The following is a 16,578-nucleotide window of genomic DNA, read 5'->3' as shown; positions in this document are numbered from 1 at the left end:
GCTGCCCCTGGCATCCGCCACCCTCGTGGCCGCGCGTACCTGTGGGGTGCCGCCGGGGGTTCAGGGCGCCTGGGTCCGCCGACGACGCGCCAGTACCGCTTCGCGGTGGGCGATGTAGGCGTTGGCGGCGAGGATGATGGCCGCGCCCAGCAGGGTCCAGCGGTCCAGGGTTTCACCGAATAGCAGCCAGCCCAGCGCCACCACCAGCGGCAGCTGGGTGAAGCTGATCGGGGTCAGTGCCGAGACTTCGCCCAGCCGCAGTGCGCGCGTCCACAGCAGTTGGCCCACGGTCCCGAGGATGCCGGTGGCGAGCAGCCACAGCCAGGCGATGCCGGTTGGCCAGGTCCACACGAACAGCGCCGGCAGCAGCGACAGCGGCACCCAGAACACATAGGTGTAGAACACCACCGTATCCGGGCCGTCGACGCGGGTGAGCTGCTTGATCTGGATCGATACCAGCGCGCTGAGCATGGCCGCCGATACCGCGATCAGGCTGCCGGCCTGGAAGCCGTGCGCGCCGGGCCGCACGATCACCAGCACGCCGATGAAGCCGGCGATCACCGCCGCCCAGCGGCGCACGCGCACGGTTTCGCCCAGCCACAGCACCGCGGCGATGGTCACGAACAACGGCGTCGAATAGGACAGCGAGACGGCCTGCGACAGCGGCAGGTGGCCCAGCGCCCAGAAGCCGCACAGCATCGAGGCCAGGCCGATCGCGCTGCGCAGCAGGTAGCGCGGCAGCTGCTGCGTGCGCAGCGGCGCGTGGCCCGGGCGCAGCAGCACCGGCAGCAGTGCGAGCAGGCCGAAGGCGTTGCGGAAGAACGCCACTTCCTGGGTTGGCACGTAGGCCGTTGCCAGGCGGATGGCGATGGCCATCAGGCCGAAGGCCATGGCACTGCCGAACATGAGCAGCGCCGCACGCAGCGGGGCAGGGCCGGGCGCGGCCGCGACGGCGTTCACCAGCGCGCGCCGACCAGCCGCGGTTCGGGTTCGATGGGGACGCCGAAGGTCTCCAGCACCGATGCGGAGATGCGGCGGGCGAAGGCCAGCAGCTCGGCGCCGCTGGCGTTGCCATGGTTGACCAGCACCAGCGCATGGTCGGGCGAGACGCCGGCATCGCCCTCGCGCCGTCCCTTCCAGCCGCAGGCCTGGATCATCCACGCCGCCGACAGCTTGCGGTTGCCCTCGTCGTCGCCCGGGAACACCGGCAGCGCCTGATGCTGGCGGGACAGCAGCTCGGCCTGTTCGCGCGGCAGCATCGGGTTCTTGAAGAAGCTGCCGGCATTGCCGAGCACGTCCGGGTCGGGCAGTTTGCGGCGGCGGATGGCGATGACCGCGTTGGCGACATCGGCGGCCACCGGCAGCTCCACTCCCATCGCCTGCAGTTCCTCGCGGATGCCGGCGTAGTCCAGGCGCAGTTCGTGCAGCAGCGGCAGGCGCAACTGCACGGCGGTGATCAGGTAGCGGTCGGGCTCGTGCTTGAACAGGCTGTCGCGATAGCCGAAGCGGCAGGCCTCCTGGTCAAGCTGTACCCACTGCGCGTGCAGCGTGTCCCAGGCCTCCACCGACTGGATGAACTCGCCGACCTGGGCGCCGTAGGCGCCGATGTTCTGGATCGGCGCGGCGCCGACGGTGCCGGGGATCAGCGCCAGGTTTTCCAGCCCGGACAGGCCTTCGGCCAGCGACCACATCACCAGTTCGTGCCAGACCACGCCGGCACCGGCGCGGACCACGGCATGGTCTGCGCGGTGCTCGAGGATCGTGATCTCGCGGTTGTCGAAGCACAGCACGGTGCCCTCCGGATCGGCGGCGAGCAGCACGTTGCTGCCGCTGCCCAGCACCAGCAGCGACGATGGCGCCACCGCAGCCAGGGCCTCGGGGAGCGCGGCCACGTCGCGCACGCGCAGCAGCCGTGGCGCACGTGCGGCGACGTGAAAGGTATTGAGGGAATGCAGCGGGGCGTCTGTGGTCAGCGACCAGGGTGCAGCGGTTGTCATAGCGGGGCGACGGCGCCTCGGGACGGAGCCTCGCGGCGGCGGCGGATGGCATCGACGCATTCGCCGATCAGCGCCGGGCCGCGGAAGATCAGGCCGCTGTAGCACTGCACCAGGGTCGCGCCGGCGGACATCTTGGCCACCGCATCGGCACCGGACTGGATGCCGCCCACGCCGATCAGCGGGATGCGCTCGGGCAGGCGCGCGCGCAGCCGGCGCAGCACCAGGGTGGACTGCCCCAGCAGCGGCGCGCCGGACAGGCCGCCGCTCTCGGCCGCGCGGCGGTCGTGCTCAACGCCTTCGCGGCCGATGGTGGTGTTGGTGGCGATCACGCCGTCCACTTCCAGTTCGCTCAGTACCCGGGCGGCCGCTTCGATGTCGCGGTCGCTCAGGTCGGGCGCGACCTTGACCAGCATCGGCACGCGCCGGCCGTGCTGGGAGGCCAGGCGTTCCTGCGCCTCGCGCAGGCCGCCGACCAGCCGTCGCAGCGCCTGTTCCTCCTGCAGTTCGCGCAGGCCGGCGGTGTTGGGCGAGGAGATGTTGACGGTGACGTAGTCGGCCAGCGGGTACACCTTCTCCAGGCACGCCAGGTAGTCGGACAGCGCGTCCTCGTTGGGCGTGTCCTTGTTCTTGCCGATGTTGATGCCCAGCGGGCCGGTGCGCTGGCTGCTGCGCTCGACGTTGCGCACCAGCGCGTCGACGCCGGCATTGTTGAAGCCCATGCGGTTGATGATGGCCGCGTGCTGCGGCAGCCGGAACAGGCGCGGCTTCGGGTTGCCTGCCTGGGGCCGCGGGGTGACGGTGCCGATCTCGACGAAACCGAAGCCCAGGCCGAACAGCGCGTCGATATGCTCGCCGTTCTTGTCCAGCCCCGCGGCCAGCCCCACCGGGTTCGGGAAGTCCAGGCCGAACACCGACGTGGGCATCGGCGCCGGCCGCGCCGCCAGCAGCGGCGTGGTGCCGGTGCGCCACGCCAGTTCCAGCGCGGACAGCGCCAGGCCGTGGGCGCGCTCGGCGTCGAAGGCGAACAGGAAGGGGCGTACAAGCGGATACATGGGGTTCAGTCCAGCGTGCCGACGAAGGCACGGGTTCGGTATTCGAAGGCGACCCGTCCGTCCACCGCATGGGTGTCGAACAGGCCGCGCAGGGCGTCCAGCATCGGCGCATGCCGGGGATGGCCGGCCGGCGGCGCATAGGAGGAGGACTGCAGCCGGCCGCGCAGGCCGTCGAAGTCCAGGTATTGCGTGTTGGGCAACTGCACCTGGCCGCGCAGACCGTCACCGAACCATGCGCGCATGGTGGCGTCGTCCTGGTAGCGTTCGGCCACCGCGGCGTAATCGGTGCCGTAGTCGAGCAGCAACTGCTCGTAGGCGGACAGGAAGGGCGAGGCGTCGAGCAGGCGCGAGTTCCAGTACACCAGCGCCATGCCGCCCGGGCGCAGGATGCGGCGCCATTCCGGCCGCAGCGCTTCGGTGTCGAACCAGTGGAAGGCCTGGGCGGCGCTGACCAGGCCGACGCTGGCGTCGGCCAGCGTGGTCGCTTCGGCGGTGCCGGCGACGAAGGTCAGCTGCGGATGACCGGCTGCCAGCCAGTGCTCGGCGGCCGCGCGCATCGCGGCGTTGGGTTCGACCGCGATCACCGGGTGGCCGGCGTCGAGGAACAGGCGGGCGGAGATGCCGGTGCCGGCACCGATGTCGGCGACCGGCGTGGTGGCCGGGATGCCGATGTCGCGATGCAGCCAGTCCAGCAGCGCCGGCGGATAGCCGGGGCGGTAGCGGACGTAGTCCGCCACCCGGTTGCTGAAACGCTCGGTCGGACCGTTGGGCTGCACGCCAGCCTCAGGCGTTCAGCGTGGCCAGCCAGGCCAGACCGCCGAAGAACAGGATGAAGGCGAGGATGGCGATGACCCACAGCGCCACCGACGCCCAGCCCAGCACCAGCCCGGTGATGGCCAGGCCGTCGCCATCGAGCTGGCCGTTGCTGCGGCGGATCTCGCCGCGTGCCATGTGGCCGAAGACGATGCCGCCGAGGCTGCCCAGGAGCGGCAGCAGGGTCCAGCCGAGGATGCCGGCGACCAGGGCGATCACGGCATAGTTGCTGGTCTGTCGTGGTGCGGGAATGCTCATGGTTGGGACTCCGTTGCTGGGATGGAGCCCCTCTCCGGGCAGGAGAGGGAAGGGGGAAGGGGCGGGCTTGGCCGCCCCCTCGTCCAGTGCCTGGCGCCGCCACCGCGCGGCATGGTCCGGCCACGCCTTGGACCAGGCCCTGCCGCTGGCTTCGCCGTACGACGCGGCCGTGTGGCCGCATCGTCATTTCAATCGGCGAAGGCCGATGCCATCACAGGTCGAACTTGATGCCCTGGGCCAGCGGCAGCGAGTCGGAGTAGTTGATGGTGTTGGTCTGGCGACGCATGTAGACCTTCCACGCGTCCGAGCCGGACTCGCGGCCGCCGCCGGTTTCCTTCTCGCCGCCGAACGCGCCGCCGATCTCGGCGCCGGAGGTGCCGATGTTGACGTTGGCGATGCCGCAGTCGCTGCCGGCCGCGGACAGGAACTTCTCGGCCGACTTCAGGTTGGTGGTGAAGATCGACGAGGACAGGCCCTGCGGCACGCCGTTCTGCATGTCGATGGCTTCATCCAGGGTCGAGTACTTCATTACGTACAGGATCGGGGCGAAGGTCTCGTGCTGGACGATCTCGTCGGTGTTCTTCAGGCCGGTGACGATGGCCGGCAGCACGAAGTTGCCCGGGCGGTCGATGGCGGTGCCGCCGGTCTCGACGGTGCCGCCGGCGGCCTTGGCCTTTTCGATCGAGGCCAGGAACTGCTGCACGGCCTCGGGGCTGTTCAGCGGGCCCATCAGGTTGGCCGGGTCGGTCGGGTCGCCGATCTTGCCTTCGACCTGCTTGTACGCCTTGACCAGGGTGGCCAGCACGTTGTCGTAGATCGATTCGTGCACGATCAGGCGGCGGGTGGTGGTGCAGCGCTGGCCGGCGGTGCCGACGGCGCCGAACACGATGCCCGGCACGGCCAGCTTCTGGTCGGCGGTCTCGTCCAGGATGATGGCGTTGTTGCCACCCAGCTCCAGCAGGCAGCGGCCCAGGCGGCGGGCGACGCGCTCATTGACGATGCGGCCGATCTGGGTCGAGCCGGTGAAGGAGATCAGCGGCACGCGCTTGTCGTCCACCAGCTTCTCCGACAGCGCGGTGCCGGCGTCGTTGATCAGGAAGAAGATGTCCGGGAAGCCGCCCTGCTTGAGCGCCTCGTTGCAGATCTTCATCGTGGCGATGGCGGTCAGCGGGGTCTTGTTGGACGGCTTCCAGATGCACACGTCGCCGCAGATCGCGGCCAGGAACGCGTTCCAGGCCCACACCGCGACCGGGAAATTGAAGGCCGAGATGATGCCGACCAGGCCCAGCGGGTGGTACTGCTCGTACATGCGGTGGCCGGGGCGCTCGGAATGCATGGTGTAGCCATACAGCATGCGGCTCTGGCCCAGCGCGAAGTCGGCGACGTCGATCATCTCCTGCACTTCGCCGTCGCCTTCGGGCTTGGACTTGCCCATTTCCAGGGCGACCAGCGAACCCAGCGCGTCCTTGTGCTTGCGCAGCGCCTCGCCGCACAGGCGCACGGCCTCGCCACGGCGCGGTGCCGGGGTGGTGCGCCACGCCTTGAAGGCTTCCTGCGCGCGGGCGACAACGGTCTCGTAATCGGCTTCGGTGGTGGCCTGCACCTGCGCGATGACCTCGCCGGTGGTCGGGTTGCGCGGCGAGAGCACGCCCGCGTCAGTGGCCGCTGACCACTGGCCATTGCCGAGGTAGGTGCCAGCGTTGGAAGCGTCGAGGCCGAGCGCCTTGAGCATTTCGAAGGACATGAAATCTCCTGATTGCTTTGCGTTGGGGGGCGCAGCCGCTGGCAGCGGTGGGGTGCGGCATGCAGAACGACGATTTTAGCAGAGCCGCGCGCCCTTCTTGGCCCCGGGTGGATGCCGGATGTGGTGGCGGCATGCCACAATACGCGTCCGCAGGCCCCGTAGCTCAGCTGGATAGAGCGGTCCCCTCCTAAGGGACAGGTCGCACGTTCGAATCGTGTCGGGGCCGCCATCGTCCCGCCTGCCGCGCGATGCCCCGCGGCGGCGCCCCTGCGCAGACCGCCCGCATGTCCGCCAGCGCCAGCATCCCCCATCTGCGTCGTTACCTCCGGCCCACCGGGCTGGAGTGCCACGACCATGCGCAATGGGTGCTGCCGGTGCATGGCGAGCTGCCATTCGAGGTGGGCGGTGCCGGCGCCCACCTGGACCGGTTGCTGGGTGCCTTCGTCGCCCCCGGCCAGACCCATGACCTGGAGGTGCTGGGCGACAACTGCTGCCTGATCGTTGATTGCGCTGCCGGGGTGCTGGACGACGACACGCTCGAACACCTGCGTCGCAGGCCATGGCTGGCGGTGCCGGCGGACATGCGCCAGCGCCTGCAGGGATTGCCCGGCAGCCGGGCCATGGGCGACCCGCTGCCGCACCTGCTGCGGCATTTTGCCCCGGCCGGCAGCGGCGCGCGGCTGCAGGGCGTGTGCATGGCCGTGGTCGCGGCGCCGGGCCTGGACTGGTCGGTGGCGCGCATGGCCGCCATGGCCGGGGTCAGCGGCAGCCGCCTGCATGCGCTGTTCGTCCGCGAGTTCGGGCTGCCGCCGCTGGCCTGGGTCAGTGCCGCGCGCCTGCGCTGGGCCAGGCAGCAACTGCTGGGCAGCGATGCCAGCATCAGCGACATCGCCCTGCGCGCCGGCTACTCCGAACACAGCGCGTTCGCCCGTGCACTGCGGCGCGAGAGCGGGCGCACGCCGCGGCAATGGCGCGCCCGGCAGTAGCCCGGGTCAAGACGCGGCCCGCCGCGGTGCCTACACTGCGCGCCGTTCTCCATGGCAATGGTGCGGCAAGCGTGAGTCGTTCGATGAGTGTCGGGATCGCCAACGGCGTGGCTTCCGGGGCGCTGTGGGGCGTGGTGTTCCTGGCCCCGGCGGTGCTGTCCGGGTTCGCGCCGCTGCAGCTGGCGGCTGCGCGCTACCTGGTCTACGGCGCCCTGGCGCTGGTGCTGCTGGTGCCGCGCTGGCCGGCCCTGCGTTCGCGCATCGGCCGTACCGAATGGACCGCGCTGGCCTGGCTCAGCCTGCTGGGCAACCTTCTGTATTACGTGCTGCTGTCGGTTTCGGTGCAGTGGAGCGGCGGCGCGGCGGCATCGCTGATCGTCGGCATGGTGCCGGTGCTGGTGGCGGTCACCGCCGCGCGCGAACCGGGCGCGGTGCCACTGTCGAAGCTGGCTCCGGCGCTGGCGCTGTGCGTGGCCGGGGTGGTGCTGATGGGGTGGGCGGCGATGGCATCCTCGCATGTGCATGCCAGTACCGGGCGGCGCCTGGTCGGCCTGCTGTGCGCGGTGGGCGCGCTGCTGTCATGGACGGTGTATTCGGTAGGCAATGCGCGCTGGCTGGCGCGGTGCCCGGACGTGTCCGGGCATGACTGGTCGTTGTTGACCGGAGTGGCGACGGGCGGGCTGGCGCTGCTGGCGGCGCCGATCGCATTCGCCGCCGGAGGGCAGGGCCGGCCTGGTGCCGAATGGGTGCAGTTCTGGCTGGTCGCCGCGGCGGTGGCGGTGCTGGCCTCGATCCTCGGCAACGCCTGCTGGAACCGCGCCAGCCGTGCCTTGCCGCTCAGCCTGGGCGGGCAGATGATCGTGTTCGAGACGCTGTTCGGCCTGCTCTATGGCTTCCTCTGGCAGCAGCGCTGGCCGTTGCCGCTGGAGCTGCTGGCGGCCGGCTGCCTCCTGGCCGGCGTGGTGCTGGCCGCCGCGGCGCACCGGCCAGCGCCCGCGGCGTTGGCACAGCACTGACGGCGCCACGACCCGGGCGCAGGTGCGTGTTCCGCGCAGATCCGGCCGGAACCTGCGGGTCGGGAATGTCGGCGCGGTGGGCATGTGCCGCCGCAGGGTGGCGGGTCCCGGCGCACCGTTGCCGCTTTCGAACCGGACTTTTGTCGATGCTTGCGGTGTAGATGGCCGATGATCGGCGTTGATGACATTTGCAACCGATAAGTGCGTGTTCGCCGACGATGGGCGCAAGTGGTCTTTTGCGTCGCAGCACTTGACAGCGCATTCACCCGTGTTGTCCTCTTGACCGCATGCACATGCCGTCGCCCCTCTTCGCCATCGACCCGCCGCCCGCAGGCGCGCGGCCGGGCGACCGCGGCGGCCTGTCCATTACCACCACCACCATTACCGTCACCACTCGCCCGGTGCGGCCCGTCGTCTTCGCGTAATTTCCGAAAACCACGGCCCCGCACCCGGATCAGGATGCGGGGGATCCCATCCTGATGCGTGTCGGGGCCTCCAGCCGAGGTTCATCCGATGTCGCCAGTTGCCGCTCCCTCCCTCGCTCCCGCCACGGACGCCGTCGTCCGCCGCGTGGTCCACAAGTTCGGTGGCACCTCGGTGGCCGACGCCGACCGCTATCGCCACGTGGCGCGGCTGCTGCTGGCACGCGACGAGGACCTGCAGGTCACCGTGGTGTCGGCGATGAAGGGGGTGACCGACGCATTGATCGACCTGGCGCGGCTGGCGGCCGCCGCCGACCCGGGCTGGGACGAACGCTGGCATGAGTTGCGCGCCCGCCACCGCGCGGCGGCGGTGGCGCTGCTGGCCGAGAACGCCGGGCCGAGCATCGAGTGGCTGGATGCGCGCTTCAATCGCCTGCGCGAGATCCTCGCCGCGTTGGCGGTGATCGGGGAGCTGCCGCAGGAGGTGCTGGACCGGGTGCAGGGCCTGGGCGAGGTGTTCTCGGCGCACCTGCTCGGCCATCACCTGCAGGCGCTGGGCGAAGACGCCGACGTGCTCGACGCACGCGAGGTGCTGGTGGTCGACCATGGCGAACTCGGCGTCGACGTGGACTGGAAGGCCAGCGCCGCCAAGCTGGCGCTGTGGCGCGACGCGCACCCGGCGCGGCGGCTGGTGGTGACCGGCTTCGTCGCCCGCGACCGCAAGGGCAACATCACCACGCTTGGCCGCAACGGCAGCGATTTCTCCGGCGCGATCTTCGCCGCGCTGTTCGCCGCCGACGAACTGCACATCTGGACCGATGTGGACGGGGTGCTCTCGGCCGATCCGCGGGTGGTGCCCGAGGCCGTGCAACTGGAAGCCCTGAGCTACGACGAAGCCTGCGAACTGGCCTATTTCGGGGCCAAGGTGGTGCACCCGCAGACCATGTCCCCGGCGATCGAGCGCGGCCTGCCGATCATCATCCGCAATACCTTCCACCCCGAGCATCCCGGTACCCGCATCACCGCGGTCAGCGCCGGCAGGGGGCCGATCAAGGGGCTGACGCTCAGCCCCGACCTGGCGGTGCTGAACGTCGAGGGCACCGGCCTGATCGGCGTGCCGGGTACCGCCGAACGCGTGTTCGCGGCGCTGCGCAACGCGCATGTGTCGGTGGTGATGATCTCGCAGGGCTCGTCCGAGCACTCGATCTGCTGCGTGGTGCGCCAGGCCGAAGCGGCGCGCGCGCGCGATGCGCTGGTGCAGGCGTTCTCGCATGAACTGGCCGCCGGCCAGGTGCAGCGCGTGCAGCTGACCGGGGACGTGAGCGTGCTGGCCGCGGTCGGCGATGGCATGGCCGGCCAGCCGGGCGTGGCCGCGCGCCTGTTCGAGGCACTGGGGCGGGCGCAGGTCAATATCCTGGCCATCGCGCAGGGGTCGTCGGAGCGCAACATTTCCGTGGCCATCGATGCCCGCGACGCGACCAAGGCGCTGCGTGCCGCGCATGCCGGGTTCTGGCTGTCGCCGCAGACCTTCTCGGTCGGGGTGATCGGGCCGGGCAACGTCGGCGCCGCGCTGCTGGAGCAGCTGCACCTGGCCCAGCCGCAGTTGCTGGCGCGGGCGAAGCTGGACCTGCGCCTGCGCGCGGTGTTGTCGCGCAACCGCATGCTGCTGGACGCGCGGGGCGTGCAGGGCGACTGGAAGGCCGCGTTCGAGGCCGGCGCCGAGCCGGCCGACCTAGACCGTTTCACCGAGCACCTGTTGTCCGCGCGCCTGCCGCACGCCCTGGTCATCGACTGCAGCGGCAGCGCGGACGTGGCCGACCGCTATGCCGGCTGGCTCGCCGCCGGCATCCACGTGGTCACGCCCAACAAACAGGCCGGTTCCGGGCCGCTGGCGCGCTACCAGGCGATCCGCGAGGCGGCCGCCGCCACCGGCGCGCGCTTCCGTTACGAGGCGACGGTAGGTGCCGGGTTGCCGGTCATCACCACCCTGCGCGACCTGGTCGATACCGGCGACGAGGTCACCGCGATCGCCGGCATCTTCTCCGGCACGCTGGCCTGGCTGTTCAACAAGTACGACGGCAGCGTGCCGTTCTCGCAGCTGGTCGCGCAGGCGCGGGCGATGGGCTACACCGAGCCGGATCCGCGCGACGACCTGTCCGGGGTGGACGTGGCGCGCAAGCTGGTGATCCTGGCGCGCGAGGCCGGGCACGCGCTCAGCCTGGAGGACGTGGCGGTGGAAGGCCTGGTGCCCGCGGAACTGCAGCAGGGCGGCGTGGAGGACTTCATGGCCCGCCTGCACGAGGTCGATGCCGGCTTCGGCCAGCGCCTGGCCGACGCCCGCGGGCGCGGCAACGTGCTGCGCTATGTCGCGCGCTTCGAGCCGGGGCAGCGGCCCACGGTCGGCCTGGTCGAGCTGCCTGCTGACCATGCCTTCGCCAACCTGCGCCTGACCGACAACGTGGTGCAGTTCTGCACCCGCCGCTACTGCGACAATCCGCTGGTGGTGCAGGGGCCGGGCGCCGGCCCGGAAGTGACGGCCGCCGGGGTGTTCGCCGACGTGCTGCGGGTGGCTGCGGGGGAGGGAGCGCGACTGTGAGCGGGCAAGCAACGCAGGCGGTGGCCGGCCGGGACCAGGCGCGCGCCTTCGCGCCGGCCTCGGTGGCGAACGTGGCGGTCGGATTCGACCTGCTCGGCTATGCCGTGGCCGGTGTCGGCGACACGGTGACGGTACGCCGCATCGATGCCCCGGAGGTCCGCATCGCGGCGATCCGCGGCGCCGCCGTGGACCTGCCCAGGCAGGCGGCCGCCAACACCGCCGGTGCGGCGCTGATCGCGCTGAGGCAGGCATTGGCCCTGCCGTTCGGCTTCGAGATCGAGATCGACAAGGGTATTCCGCTCAGTTCCGGCATGGGCGGCTCGGCGGCCTCATGCGTGGCCGCGCTGGTCGCGGCCAATGCGCTGCTGGATGCGCCGTTGGGCCGGGACCAGCTGTACCTGCATGCGCTCGACGGCGAGGCCGTGGCCAGTGGCAGCCGCCATGGCGACAACCTCGGGCCGATGTTCCTGGGCGGACTGGTGCTGTCCACCCTGGAGCGGCTGGTGCCGGTGCCGGTGCCGCCAAACTGGCACAGCCTGCTGGTGCATCCGGATGCGCAGCTGGAAACCCGTCGCGCGCGCGCGGCGCTGCAGGGAAGCTATGCGCTCGGGGAATTCGTCGCGCAGAGCACCAACCTGGCGCTGGTGCTGGCCGGTTGCCATGCCGGCGACGCCGGGCTGGTCCGCGCAGGCCTGCGCGATGTGCTGGTCGAGCCGCGCCGCGCACCGCTGATCGCCGGCTTCGCCGCCGCCCAGCAGGCGGCACTGGCGGCCGGCGCCATGGGCGCGAGCATTTCCGGCGCCGGCCCCAGCGTGTTCGCATGGTTCGAGACCGCCGAAGCCGCGCAGGCCGCCGCAGCGGAGGTGCGGGCCGCTTTCGCCGCTGCCGGCTTCGACAGCCAGAGCTGGGTGACGCCGCTGGACAGCCCGGGCGCGCGCCTGCTTTGAATCCCCGCCCTCCCGCGGGGCGCTTTCACGGAATCCTCTCCCAATGCACTTCATCTCCACCCGCAACAACGCACCTGCCGCCACGCTCAGCCAGGCCATCGCCGCCGGCCTTGCGCCCGATGGCGGTCTCTACGTGCCGCAGCAGATGCCGGCGCCCCGGACCCTGCAGGCGGGCGCTTCGCTGGCCGATACCGCATCCACGCTGCTGCAGCCATTCTTCGCCGGCGACGGACTGGAGCCGGAGCTGCCGCGGATCTGTGCCGAGGCGTTCGACTTCCCGGCGCCATTGCGCCGCCTGGCCACCCGCAACGATCACGTGCTCGAGCTGTTCCACGGCCCCACGGCCGCGTTCAAGGATTTCGGCGCGCGCTTCCTTGCCGCCAGCCTGTCGCGGCTGCGGGCGGGCCAGGCGCGGCCGCTGACCATCGTGGTCGCGACCTCCGGCGACACCGGCGCGGCCGTCGCCGCCGCATTCCACGGCCAGCCCGGCCTGCAGGTGGTGGTGCTGTACCCGGATGGGCGGGTGTCGCCGCGTCAGGCGCACCAGCTGGGCTGCCTGGGCGGCAACATCCGCACGCTGCGCGTGTCCGGCTCGTTCGACGATTGCCAGGCCATGGTCAAGCAGGCATTGAACGACGCGGACCTGCAGGCGCGGGTGCCGTTGAGTTCGGCCAACAGCATCAGCCTCGGCCGCCTGCTGCCGCAGATGGCCTACTACGCGCACGCGGCACTGGCCCACCAGGCCGCGCAGGACGCACTGCTCAACGTCGTGGTTCCCACCGGCAACCTCGGCAACGCGATGGCGGCGGTCATGGCGCGCGCACTGGGCGTGCCGCTGGGCCGGATCGTGCTGGCCACCAATGCCAACCGGGTGTTGCCTGACTACTTCGGTGGCGGCCCGTACCAGGCCCGTGCCAGCGTGGCCACCCTGGCCAATGCGATGGACGTCGGCGCACCCAGCAACTTCGAGCGGCTGCGCTGGCTGTATGCCGGCGACGACACCGTGCTGCGTGCCCAGTTCGTCGCGCGCGCGGTCGATGACGAGGCCATCGCCGACACCATCGCCGCGCGCCATCGACGGCATGGCGAAGTGCTGTGCCCGCATACCGCTACCGCGGTGCGGGTGCTGGAGCAGCTGCGCGCCAGCGGCGAGGCCGCGGCGCACGAGCACTGGGCGGTGGTGGCGACGGCGCATCCGGCCAAGTTCGAGGCGGTGGTCGAGCCCCTGATCGGCTGCGAGGTGCCGGTGCCGCCGGCACTGGCCGAGCTGCTGCGGCGCCCGGCCCATGCCGAGCCCTGCGCCCCGGAGTACGCCGCGCTGCGCGATACGCTGCTGCGCTGACGCCGGCACCCGCCGCGTTGTCCACAGCGGATGTGGAGCGTGCCGAGGAAAGCCTGTGGACAAGTGCCCGCCGCGCCAGCAGCGGCGGGCGTTCGCGCCGGTCTGGCGAAAATGGCGCCAGACCGGCATGCGGACTCAGGCCGCGCGTGGCCTGGGCAGGGGGCCGGAGGGCTGGTGCCGGTTGCCGCGCCCGCGCAGGCCCAGCAGCCACGTCGCCAGCGGCAGTGCGGCCAGCATCAGCAGCCAGCCGGCAACGATGAAGCCGCCGGCGGAGAACACCGGCAGGCCGGCCGCGACCGTGAACGCGGTGGCGAAGGTGAGCGTCGCCAGCGCGCAGTGGAAGCGCAGCCGGTCGCGGCCCAGCCGCCGCAGCAGCCACGCCGCCGGCAGGGCGAGCAGCAGGTTGATCGCGAAGTCCTGCAGGGTCAGCGCGCCGTACCAGGCGGTGCCGGACAACCCGGCCTGCGCCAGCCATGCGGGGAGCGCGTTGTAGGCGGCGATGGCCGGCCAGGCGTAGAGGACCAGCAGCATGAAACCGATGCCGATGGCGATGGAGAGCAGTGTGGCGATCAGGCGCGACATGAGACCTCCCGGGTCAGCCGCCGGCGGTGGCACGGCGGTCGCGCCCAGCTTGCAGGGCCGGGCGGGGGGCGTCAAACGCGGGCCGGGGCTCAGCCGAGGTCGTCGTTGGCCAGCCGCTGCAGGCCGGTGAAGTCGAGGATCTCGACCACGTTCAGGTGCGGCAGGGCGATCAGCCCCTGCTGGCGCAGCTTGGTGAAGGTGCGGCTCACCGTTTCCATGGTCAGGCCAAGGTGGTCGGCGATGTCGCCACGGCCCATCGGCAGCGCCACGCGGTTGCCGACCTGGCCCAGCATCGCCTCGCGCGCGGCCAGGCGCAGCAGGAAATCGGCCAGCCGTTCCGGCGGCTGCAGCCGGGCCAGCGCCATGGCGTTGTCCTGGGCGGCATCCAGTTCCTGGCAGGCGCGTTGCAGCAGCTTGCGCTCCAGGTGCGGATAGCGCTGGCGCAGGTCGCGCATCTGCGAGGTCGCCACCCGGCACACCCGGCTGTCGGCGATGGCCTCGATATCGTAGCGGTGCAGGTCGCTGCCGCTCAGGCCCACGTAGTCGCCGGGCAGCACGAACCCGTTGACCTGGCGGCGGCCGTCGGCCAGCGTGCGGACCAGCCGCAGCGCGCCTTCGGTGACCGTGAAAACGTGCGCGCGGGGCTCGCCGCTGCGCGCCAGCGTGGCGCCCATCGGCACCGGCATGGACAGGGTGATCTGTTCCAGCGCCCGCACCTCGTCGCAGGACAGCGCCGAGCACACCGACAGGTGCCGCACCGAACAGTGCAGGCACTCGCGGGCGCCGCTTCCTTCGGAAACGGGGGGCGGTACGGAGTTTGGCTCGGAACCGGGAACGGACCGGGTCATGGCGTCGCGGCGGGGGGTGTGCGCCCATGATACTTCATGCGGTCGGCGTGGGCGGGGTGGCGCTAGAATTGGCGTCCGCTCATCCCCACTGTTTGCAGGAGTTTCGCCCGTGATCAAGCCCCGTACCCCGCCCGGCATCATGGAATTGCTGCCGCGCGAGCAGATTGCGTTCCAGCGCATGCTGGACGTCATCCGCCGCAACTACGAGCGCTTCGGGTTCCTGCCGGTGGAGACCCCGGTGTTCGAGCTGTCCGACGTCCTGCTGACCAAGTCCGGCGGCGAGACCGAGCGCCAGGTCTATTTCGTGCAGTCCACCGGGGCCCTGGCCAATGCCGCCGGGGCCGCCGAGAAGGGGCTGCCGGAGATGGCGCTGCGCTTCGACCTGACCGTGCCGCTGGCGCGCTACGTGGCCGAGCACGAGCACGAGCTGACCTTCCCGTTCCGCCGCTACCAGATGCAGCGGGTGTACCGCGGCGAGCGCGCCCAGCGCGGCCGTTTCCGCGAGTTCTACCAGTGCGACGTGGACGTGATCGGCAAGGATGCGCTGAGCATCCGCTACGACGCCGAGGTGCTGGCGGTGATCCACGCGGTGTTCTCGGAACTGCGCATCGGCAGCTTCGCGGTACAGCTGAACAACCGCAAGCTGATGCGCGGCTTCTTCGAGGCCCAGGGCGTGTCCGATCCGCAGCTGCAGGCACTGGTGCTGCGCGAGGTCGACAAGCTCGACAAGCGCGGTGCCGACTACGTGCGCGAGACCCTGGTCGGCGCGGATTTCGGCCTTCCTGCCGCCGCCGTGGAGCGCATCCTGGCCTTCGTCGAGGTGCGCTCGCAGTCGCATGCCGACGCGCTGGCCAGGATCGACGCGGTGCTGGCCGATGCCGGTGCCGCAGCCAGCGAATCGCTGCGTGCCGGCGCCGCCGAGCTGCGCGAGGTGCTGGAACTGGTCAAGGCGCTGGGAGTGCCGGAAAGCGCCTATTGCCTGAATTTCTCCATCGCCCGCGGGCTGGACTACTACACCGGTACCGTCTACGAGACCACCCTGCTGGACCACCCGCAGATCGGTTCGATCTGTTCCGGCGGGCGCTACGAGGACCTGGCCAGCCACTACACCAAGAGCCGGCTGCCGGGCGTGGGCATTTCCATCGGCCTGACCCGCCTTTTCTGGCAGCTGCGCGAGGCCGGCCTGATCGAGGGCATCGCCGAGAGCAGCGTGCAGGCCATGGTGGCGCTGATGGACGAGGCGGCGATGCCGCAGTCGCTGGACATCGCCCGCCGCCTGCGTGCCGGCGGGATCAACACCGAAGTGCAGATGGAGCCGAAGAAGATCGGCAAGCAGTTCCAGTACGCGGCCAAGGCCGGCATCCGCTTCGTGGTACTGGCCGGCGACGACGAGCTGGCGCGCGGCGTGGTCGCGGTCAAGGACCTGTTGCGCGAGCAGCAGTTCGAGGTCGCCCGCGACGAGCTGGCATCCACCCTGCAGGTGGAACTGGAACAGGCTCGCGCCATGGCGCGCTGAGCGCCCGCGCCGCGTCCGGACCCGAGGCCCCGCATCGCGGGGCCTTTTTCATGCCCGGAAGCCGGCGCCGCGCCCGTTTGACCGGGTGGATGGTTTGGACTAATGTATTAGCACGCTATTACATTGGTACGTATGAAACCGCGCCCAGACCCCGACCGCGAAAAGGCCTCCGACGCTTCCCTCAGGGCGCTGGCGCGTGCGTTCGCCGCGCTGGAGCGGCCGCAGGACGTGCAGGCGTTCCTGCGCGACCTGTGCACGCCGGCCGAGCTGGAGGCGATGGCCGACCGCTGGCGGGTGGTGCCGTTGCTGCGCAAGGGCGTGCCGTATCGCGAAATCTACGACCTGACCGGGGTGAGCGTGACCACCATCGGCCGGGTCGCGCGTTCGCTCGAGCATGGCGCCGGCGGGTATGCCGTCGCCATCGAGCGCCTGTCCGCGCGCAAAGCCGAATCCAACTGA

The 16,578-nt window shown here is 71.0% G+C and carries 15 protein-coding genes and 1 tRNA gene; 8 read left to right on the top strand and 8 right to left on the bottom strand.

Annotated features, from left to right (window positions below; genetic code table 11):
• Positions 1–60: 60 nt before the first annotated feature.
• The 6 genes from QQA12_RS09310 to QQA12_RS09285 all read right to left on the bottom strand — a co-directional run bounded on the left by QQA12_RS09310 (position 61) and on the right by QQA12_RS09285 (position 5,864).
• Positions 61–906 carry a DMT family transporter gene (locus QQA12_RS09310; RefSeq protein ID WP_056932797.1) on the bottom strand — a complete coding sequence of 282 codons (846 nt, stop codon included), beginning with the start codon at positions 904–906 and terminating at the stop codon, positions 61–63.
• A gap of 50 nt (positions 907–956) precedes the next feature.
• A complete protein-coding gene (murB, locus tag QQA12_RS09305) occupies positions 957–1,997 on the bottom strand; it encodes a UDP-N-acetylmuramate dehydrogenase (protein WP_226049148.1) in 1,041 nt (346 codons plus the stop codon).
• Positions 1,994–3,049: a quinone-dependent dihydroorotate dehydrogenase gene (locus QQA12_RS09300; RefSeq protein WP_054666119.1), complete on the bottom strand. Its 1,056-nt coding sequence runs from the start codon at positions 3,047–3,049 to the stop codon at positions 1,994–1,996. The genes murB and QQA12_RS09300 overlap by 4 nt, the downstream gene beginning before the upstream one ends.
• Before the next feature lie 5 nt (positions 3,050–3,054).
• The gene (locus QQA12_RS09295; protein ID WP_226049147.1) at positions 3,055–3,825 is read right to left on the bottom strand and encodes a class I SAM-dependent methyltransferase; all 771 of its coding nucleotides are present in this window, start codon (positions 3,823–3,825) and stop codon (positions 3,055–3,057) included.
• Positions 3,826–3,832: 7 nt separating this feature from the next.
• The gene (locus QQA12_RS09290) at positions 3,833–4,120 is read right to left on the bottom strand and encodes a DUF4190 domain-containing protein (protein ID WP_226049146.1); all 288 of its coding nucleotides are present in this window, start codon (positions 4,118–4,120) and stop codon (positions 3,833–3,835) included.
• Positions 4,121–4,331: 211 nt separating this feature from the next.
• A complete protein-coding gene (locus QQA12_RS09285; protein WP_226049145.1) occupies positions 4,332–5,864 on the bottom strand; it encodes an aldehyde dehydrogenase family protein in 1,533 nt (510 codons plus the stop codon).
• Positions 5,865–6,016: 152 nt separating this feature from the next.
• On the opposite strand from QQA12_RS09285, the gene QQA12_RS09280 reads away from it, so the two are divergent.
• The 6 genes from QQA12_RS09280 (at position 6,017) to thrC (ending at position 13,173) form a co-directional block, all read left to right on the top strand.
• Positions 6,017–6,093 (top strand) — tRNA-Arg (locus QQA12_RS09280).
• A 55-nt stretch (positions 6,094–6,148) separates the two neighbouring features.
• On the top strand, positions 6,149–6,850 hold the full coding sequence (locus QQA12_RS09275; RefSeq protein WP_054668690.1) for an AraC family transcriptional regulator: 702 nt from the start codon (positions 6,149–6,151) through the stop codon (positions 6,848–6,850).
• A gap of 83 nt (positions 6,851–6,933) precedes the next feature.
• A complete protein-coding gene (locus QQA12_RS09270; RefSeq protein WP_226049144.1) occupies positions 6,934–7,866 on the top strand; it encodes a DMT family transporter in 933 nt (310 codons plus the stop codon).
• A gap of 513 nt (positions 7,867–8,379) precedes the next feature.
• Positions 8,380–10,884, top strand: coding sequence for a bifunctional aspartate kinase/homoserine dehydrogenase I (gene thrA / locus QQA12_RS09265; RefSeq protein WP_226049143.1), 2,505 nt, complete (start codon positions 8,380–8,382; stop codon positions 10,882–10,884).
• Entirely contained in the window at positions 10,881–11,831 is a 951-nt protein-coding gene (locus QQA12_RS09260; protein ID WP_226049142.1) for a homoserine kinase, read from the top strand. The genes thrA and QQA12_RS09260 overlap by 4 nt, the downstream gene beginning before the upstream one ends.
• A 43-nt stretch (positions 11,832–11,874) precedes the next feature.
• Complete coding sequence (gene thrC / locus QQA12_RS09255; protein WP_226049141.1) at positions 11,875–13,173, top strand: threonine synthase; 1,299 nt, start codon at positions 11,875–11,877, stop codon at positions 13,171–13,173.
• A gap of 135 nt (positions 13,174–13,308) precedes the next feature.
• Here the strand turns inward: thrC and QQA12_RS09250 are convergent, their stop codons facing one another.
• Positions 13,309–13,755, bottom strand: coding sequence for a hypothetical protein (locus QQA12_RS09250; protein ID WP_054666099.1), 447 nt, complete (start codon positions 13,753–13,755; stop codon positions 13,309–13,311).
• A gap of 89 nt (positions 13,756–13,844) precedes the next feature.
• Positions 13,845–14,603, bottom strand: coding sequence for a helix-turn-helix domain-containing protein (locus QQA12_RS09245; RefSeq protein WP_054666096.1), 759 nt, complete (start codon positions 14,601–14,603; stop codon positions 13,845–13,847).
• Between the two features lie 109 nt (positions 14,604–14,712).
• Between QQA12_RS09245 and hisS the strand changes: the two genes are divergently transcribed.
• Both hisS and QQA12_RS09235 read left to right on the top strand, forming a co-directional pair.
• The gene (hisS, locus tag QQA12_RS09240) at positions 14,713–16,119 is read left to right on the top strand and encodes a histidine--tRNA ligase (protein WP_226049140.1); all 1,407 of its coding nucleotides are present in this window, start codon (positions 14,713–14,715) and stop codon (positions 16,117–16,119) included.
• Between the two features lie 132 nt (positions 16,120–16,251).
• Positions 16,252–16,578 (top strand): YerC/YecD family TrpR-related protein, encoded by a 327-nt coding sequence (locus tag QQA12_RS09235; RefSeq protein WP_056932785.1) that lies wholly within the window; start codon positions 16,252–16,254, stop codon positions 16,576–16,578.

The organism is Stenotrophomonas sp. 17(2023) (assembly GCF_030345315.1).
GTDB lineage: Bacteria > Pseudomonadota > Gammaproteobacteria > Xanthomonadales > Xanthomonadaceae > Stenotrophomonas > Stenotrophomonas acidaminiphila.
The sequence above is the reverse complement of the archived record's forward strand: the minus strand, read 5'-3'. Positions and strand labels throughout refer to the sequence as shown.

Bases quoted from the DNA above. Each gene is read 5' to 3' on its own strand.
- QQA12_RS09250 (WP_054666099.1), bottom strand. From the start codon at position 13,755: ATGTCGCGCCTGATCGCCACACTGCTCTCCATCGCCATCGGCATCGGT.
- QQA12_RS09285 (WP_226049145.1), bottom strand. From the start codon at position 5,864: ATGTCCTTCGAAATGCTCAAGGCGCTCGGCCTCGACGCTTCCAACGCT.
- QQA12_RS09270 (WP_226049144.1), top strand. From the start codon at position 6,934: ATGAGTGTCGGGATCGCCAACGGCGTGGCTTCCGGGGCGCTGTGGGGC.
- thrA (WP_226049143.1), top strand. From the start codon at position 8,380: ATGTCGCCAGTTGCCGCTCCCTCCCTCGCTCCCGCCACGGACGCCGTC.
- QQA12_RS09245 (WP_054666096.1), bottom strand. From the start codon at position 14,603: ATGACCCGGTCCGTTCCCGGTTCCGAGCCAAACTCCGTACCGCCCCCC.
- QQA12_RS09235 (WP_056932785.1), top strand. From the start codon at position 16,252: ATGAAACCGCGCCCAGACCCCGACCGCGAAAAGGCCTCCGACGCTTCC.
- QQA12_RS09290 (WP_226049146.1), bottom strand. From the start codon at position 4,120: ATGAGCATTCCCGCACCACGACAGACCAGCAACTATGCCGTGATCGCC.
- thrC (WP_226049141.1), top strand. From the start codon at position 11,875: ATGCACTTCATCTCCACCCGCAACAACGCACCTGCCGCCACGCTCAGC.
- QQA12_RS09300 (WP_054666119.1), bottom strand. From the start codon at position 3,049: ATGTATCCGCTTGTACGCCCCTTCCTGTTCGCCTTCGACGCCGAGCGC.
- QQA12_RS09310 (WP_056932797.1), bottom strand. From the start codon at position 906: ATGTTCGGCAGTGCCATGGCCTTCGGCCTGATGGCCATCGCCATCCGC.
- QQA12_RS09275 (WP_054668690.1), top strand. From the start codon at position 6,149: ATGTCCGCCAGCGCCAGCATCCCCCATCTGCGTCGTTACCTCCGGCCC.
- murB (WP_226049148.1), bottom strand. From the start codon at position 1,997: ATGACAACCGCTGCACCCTGGTCGCTGACCACAGACGCCCCGCTGCAT.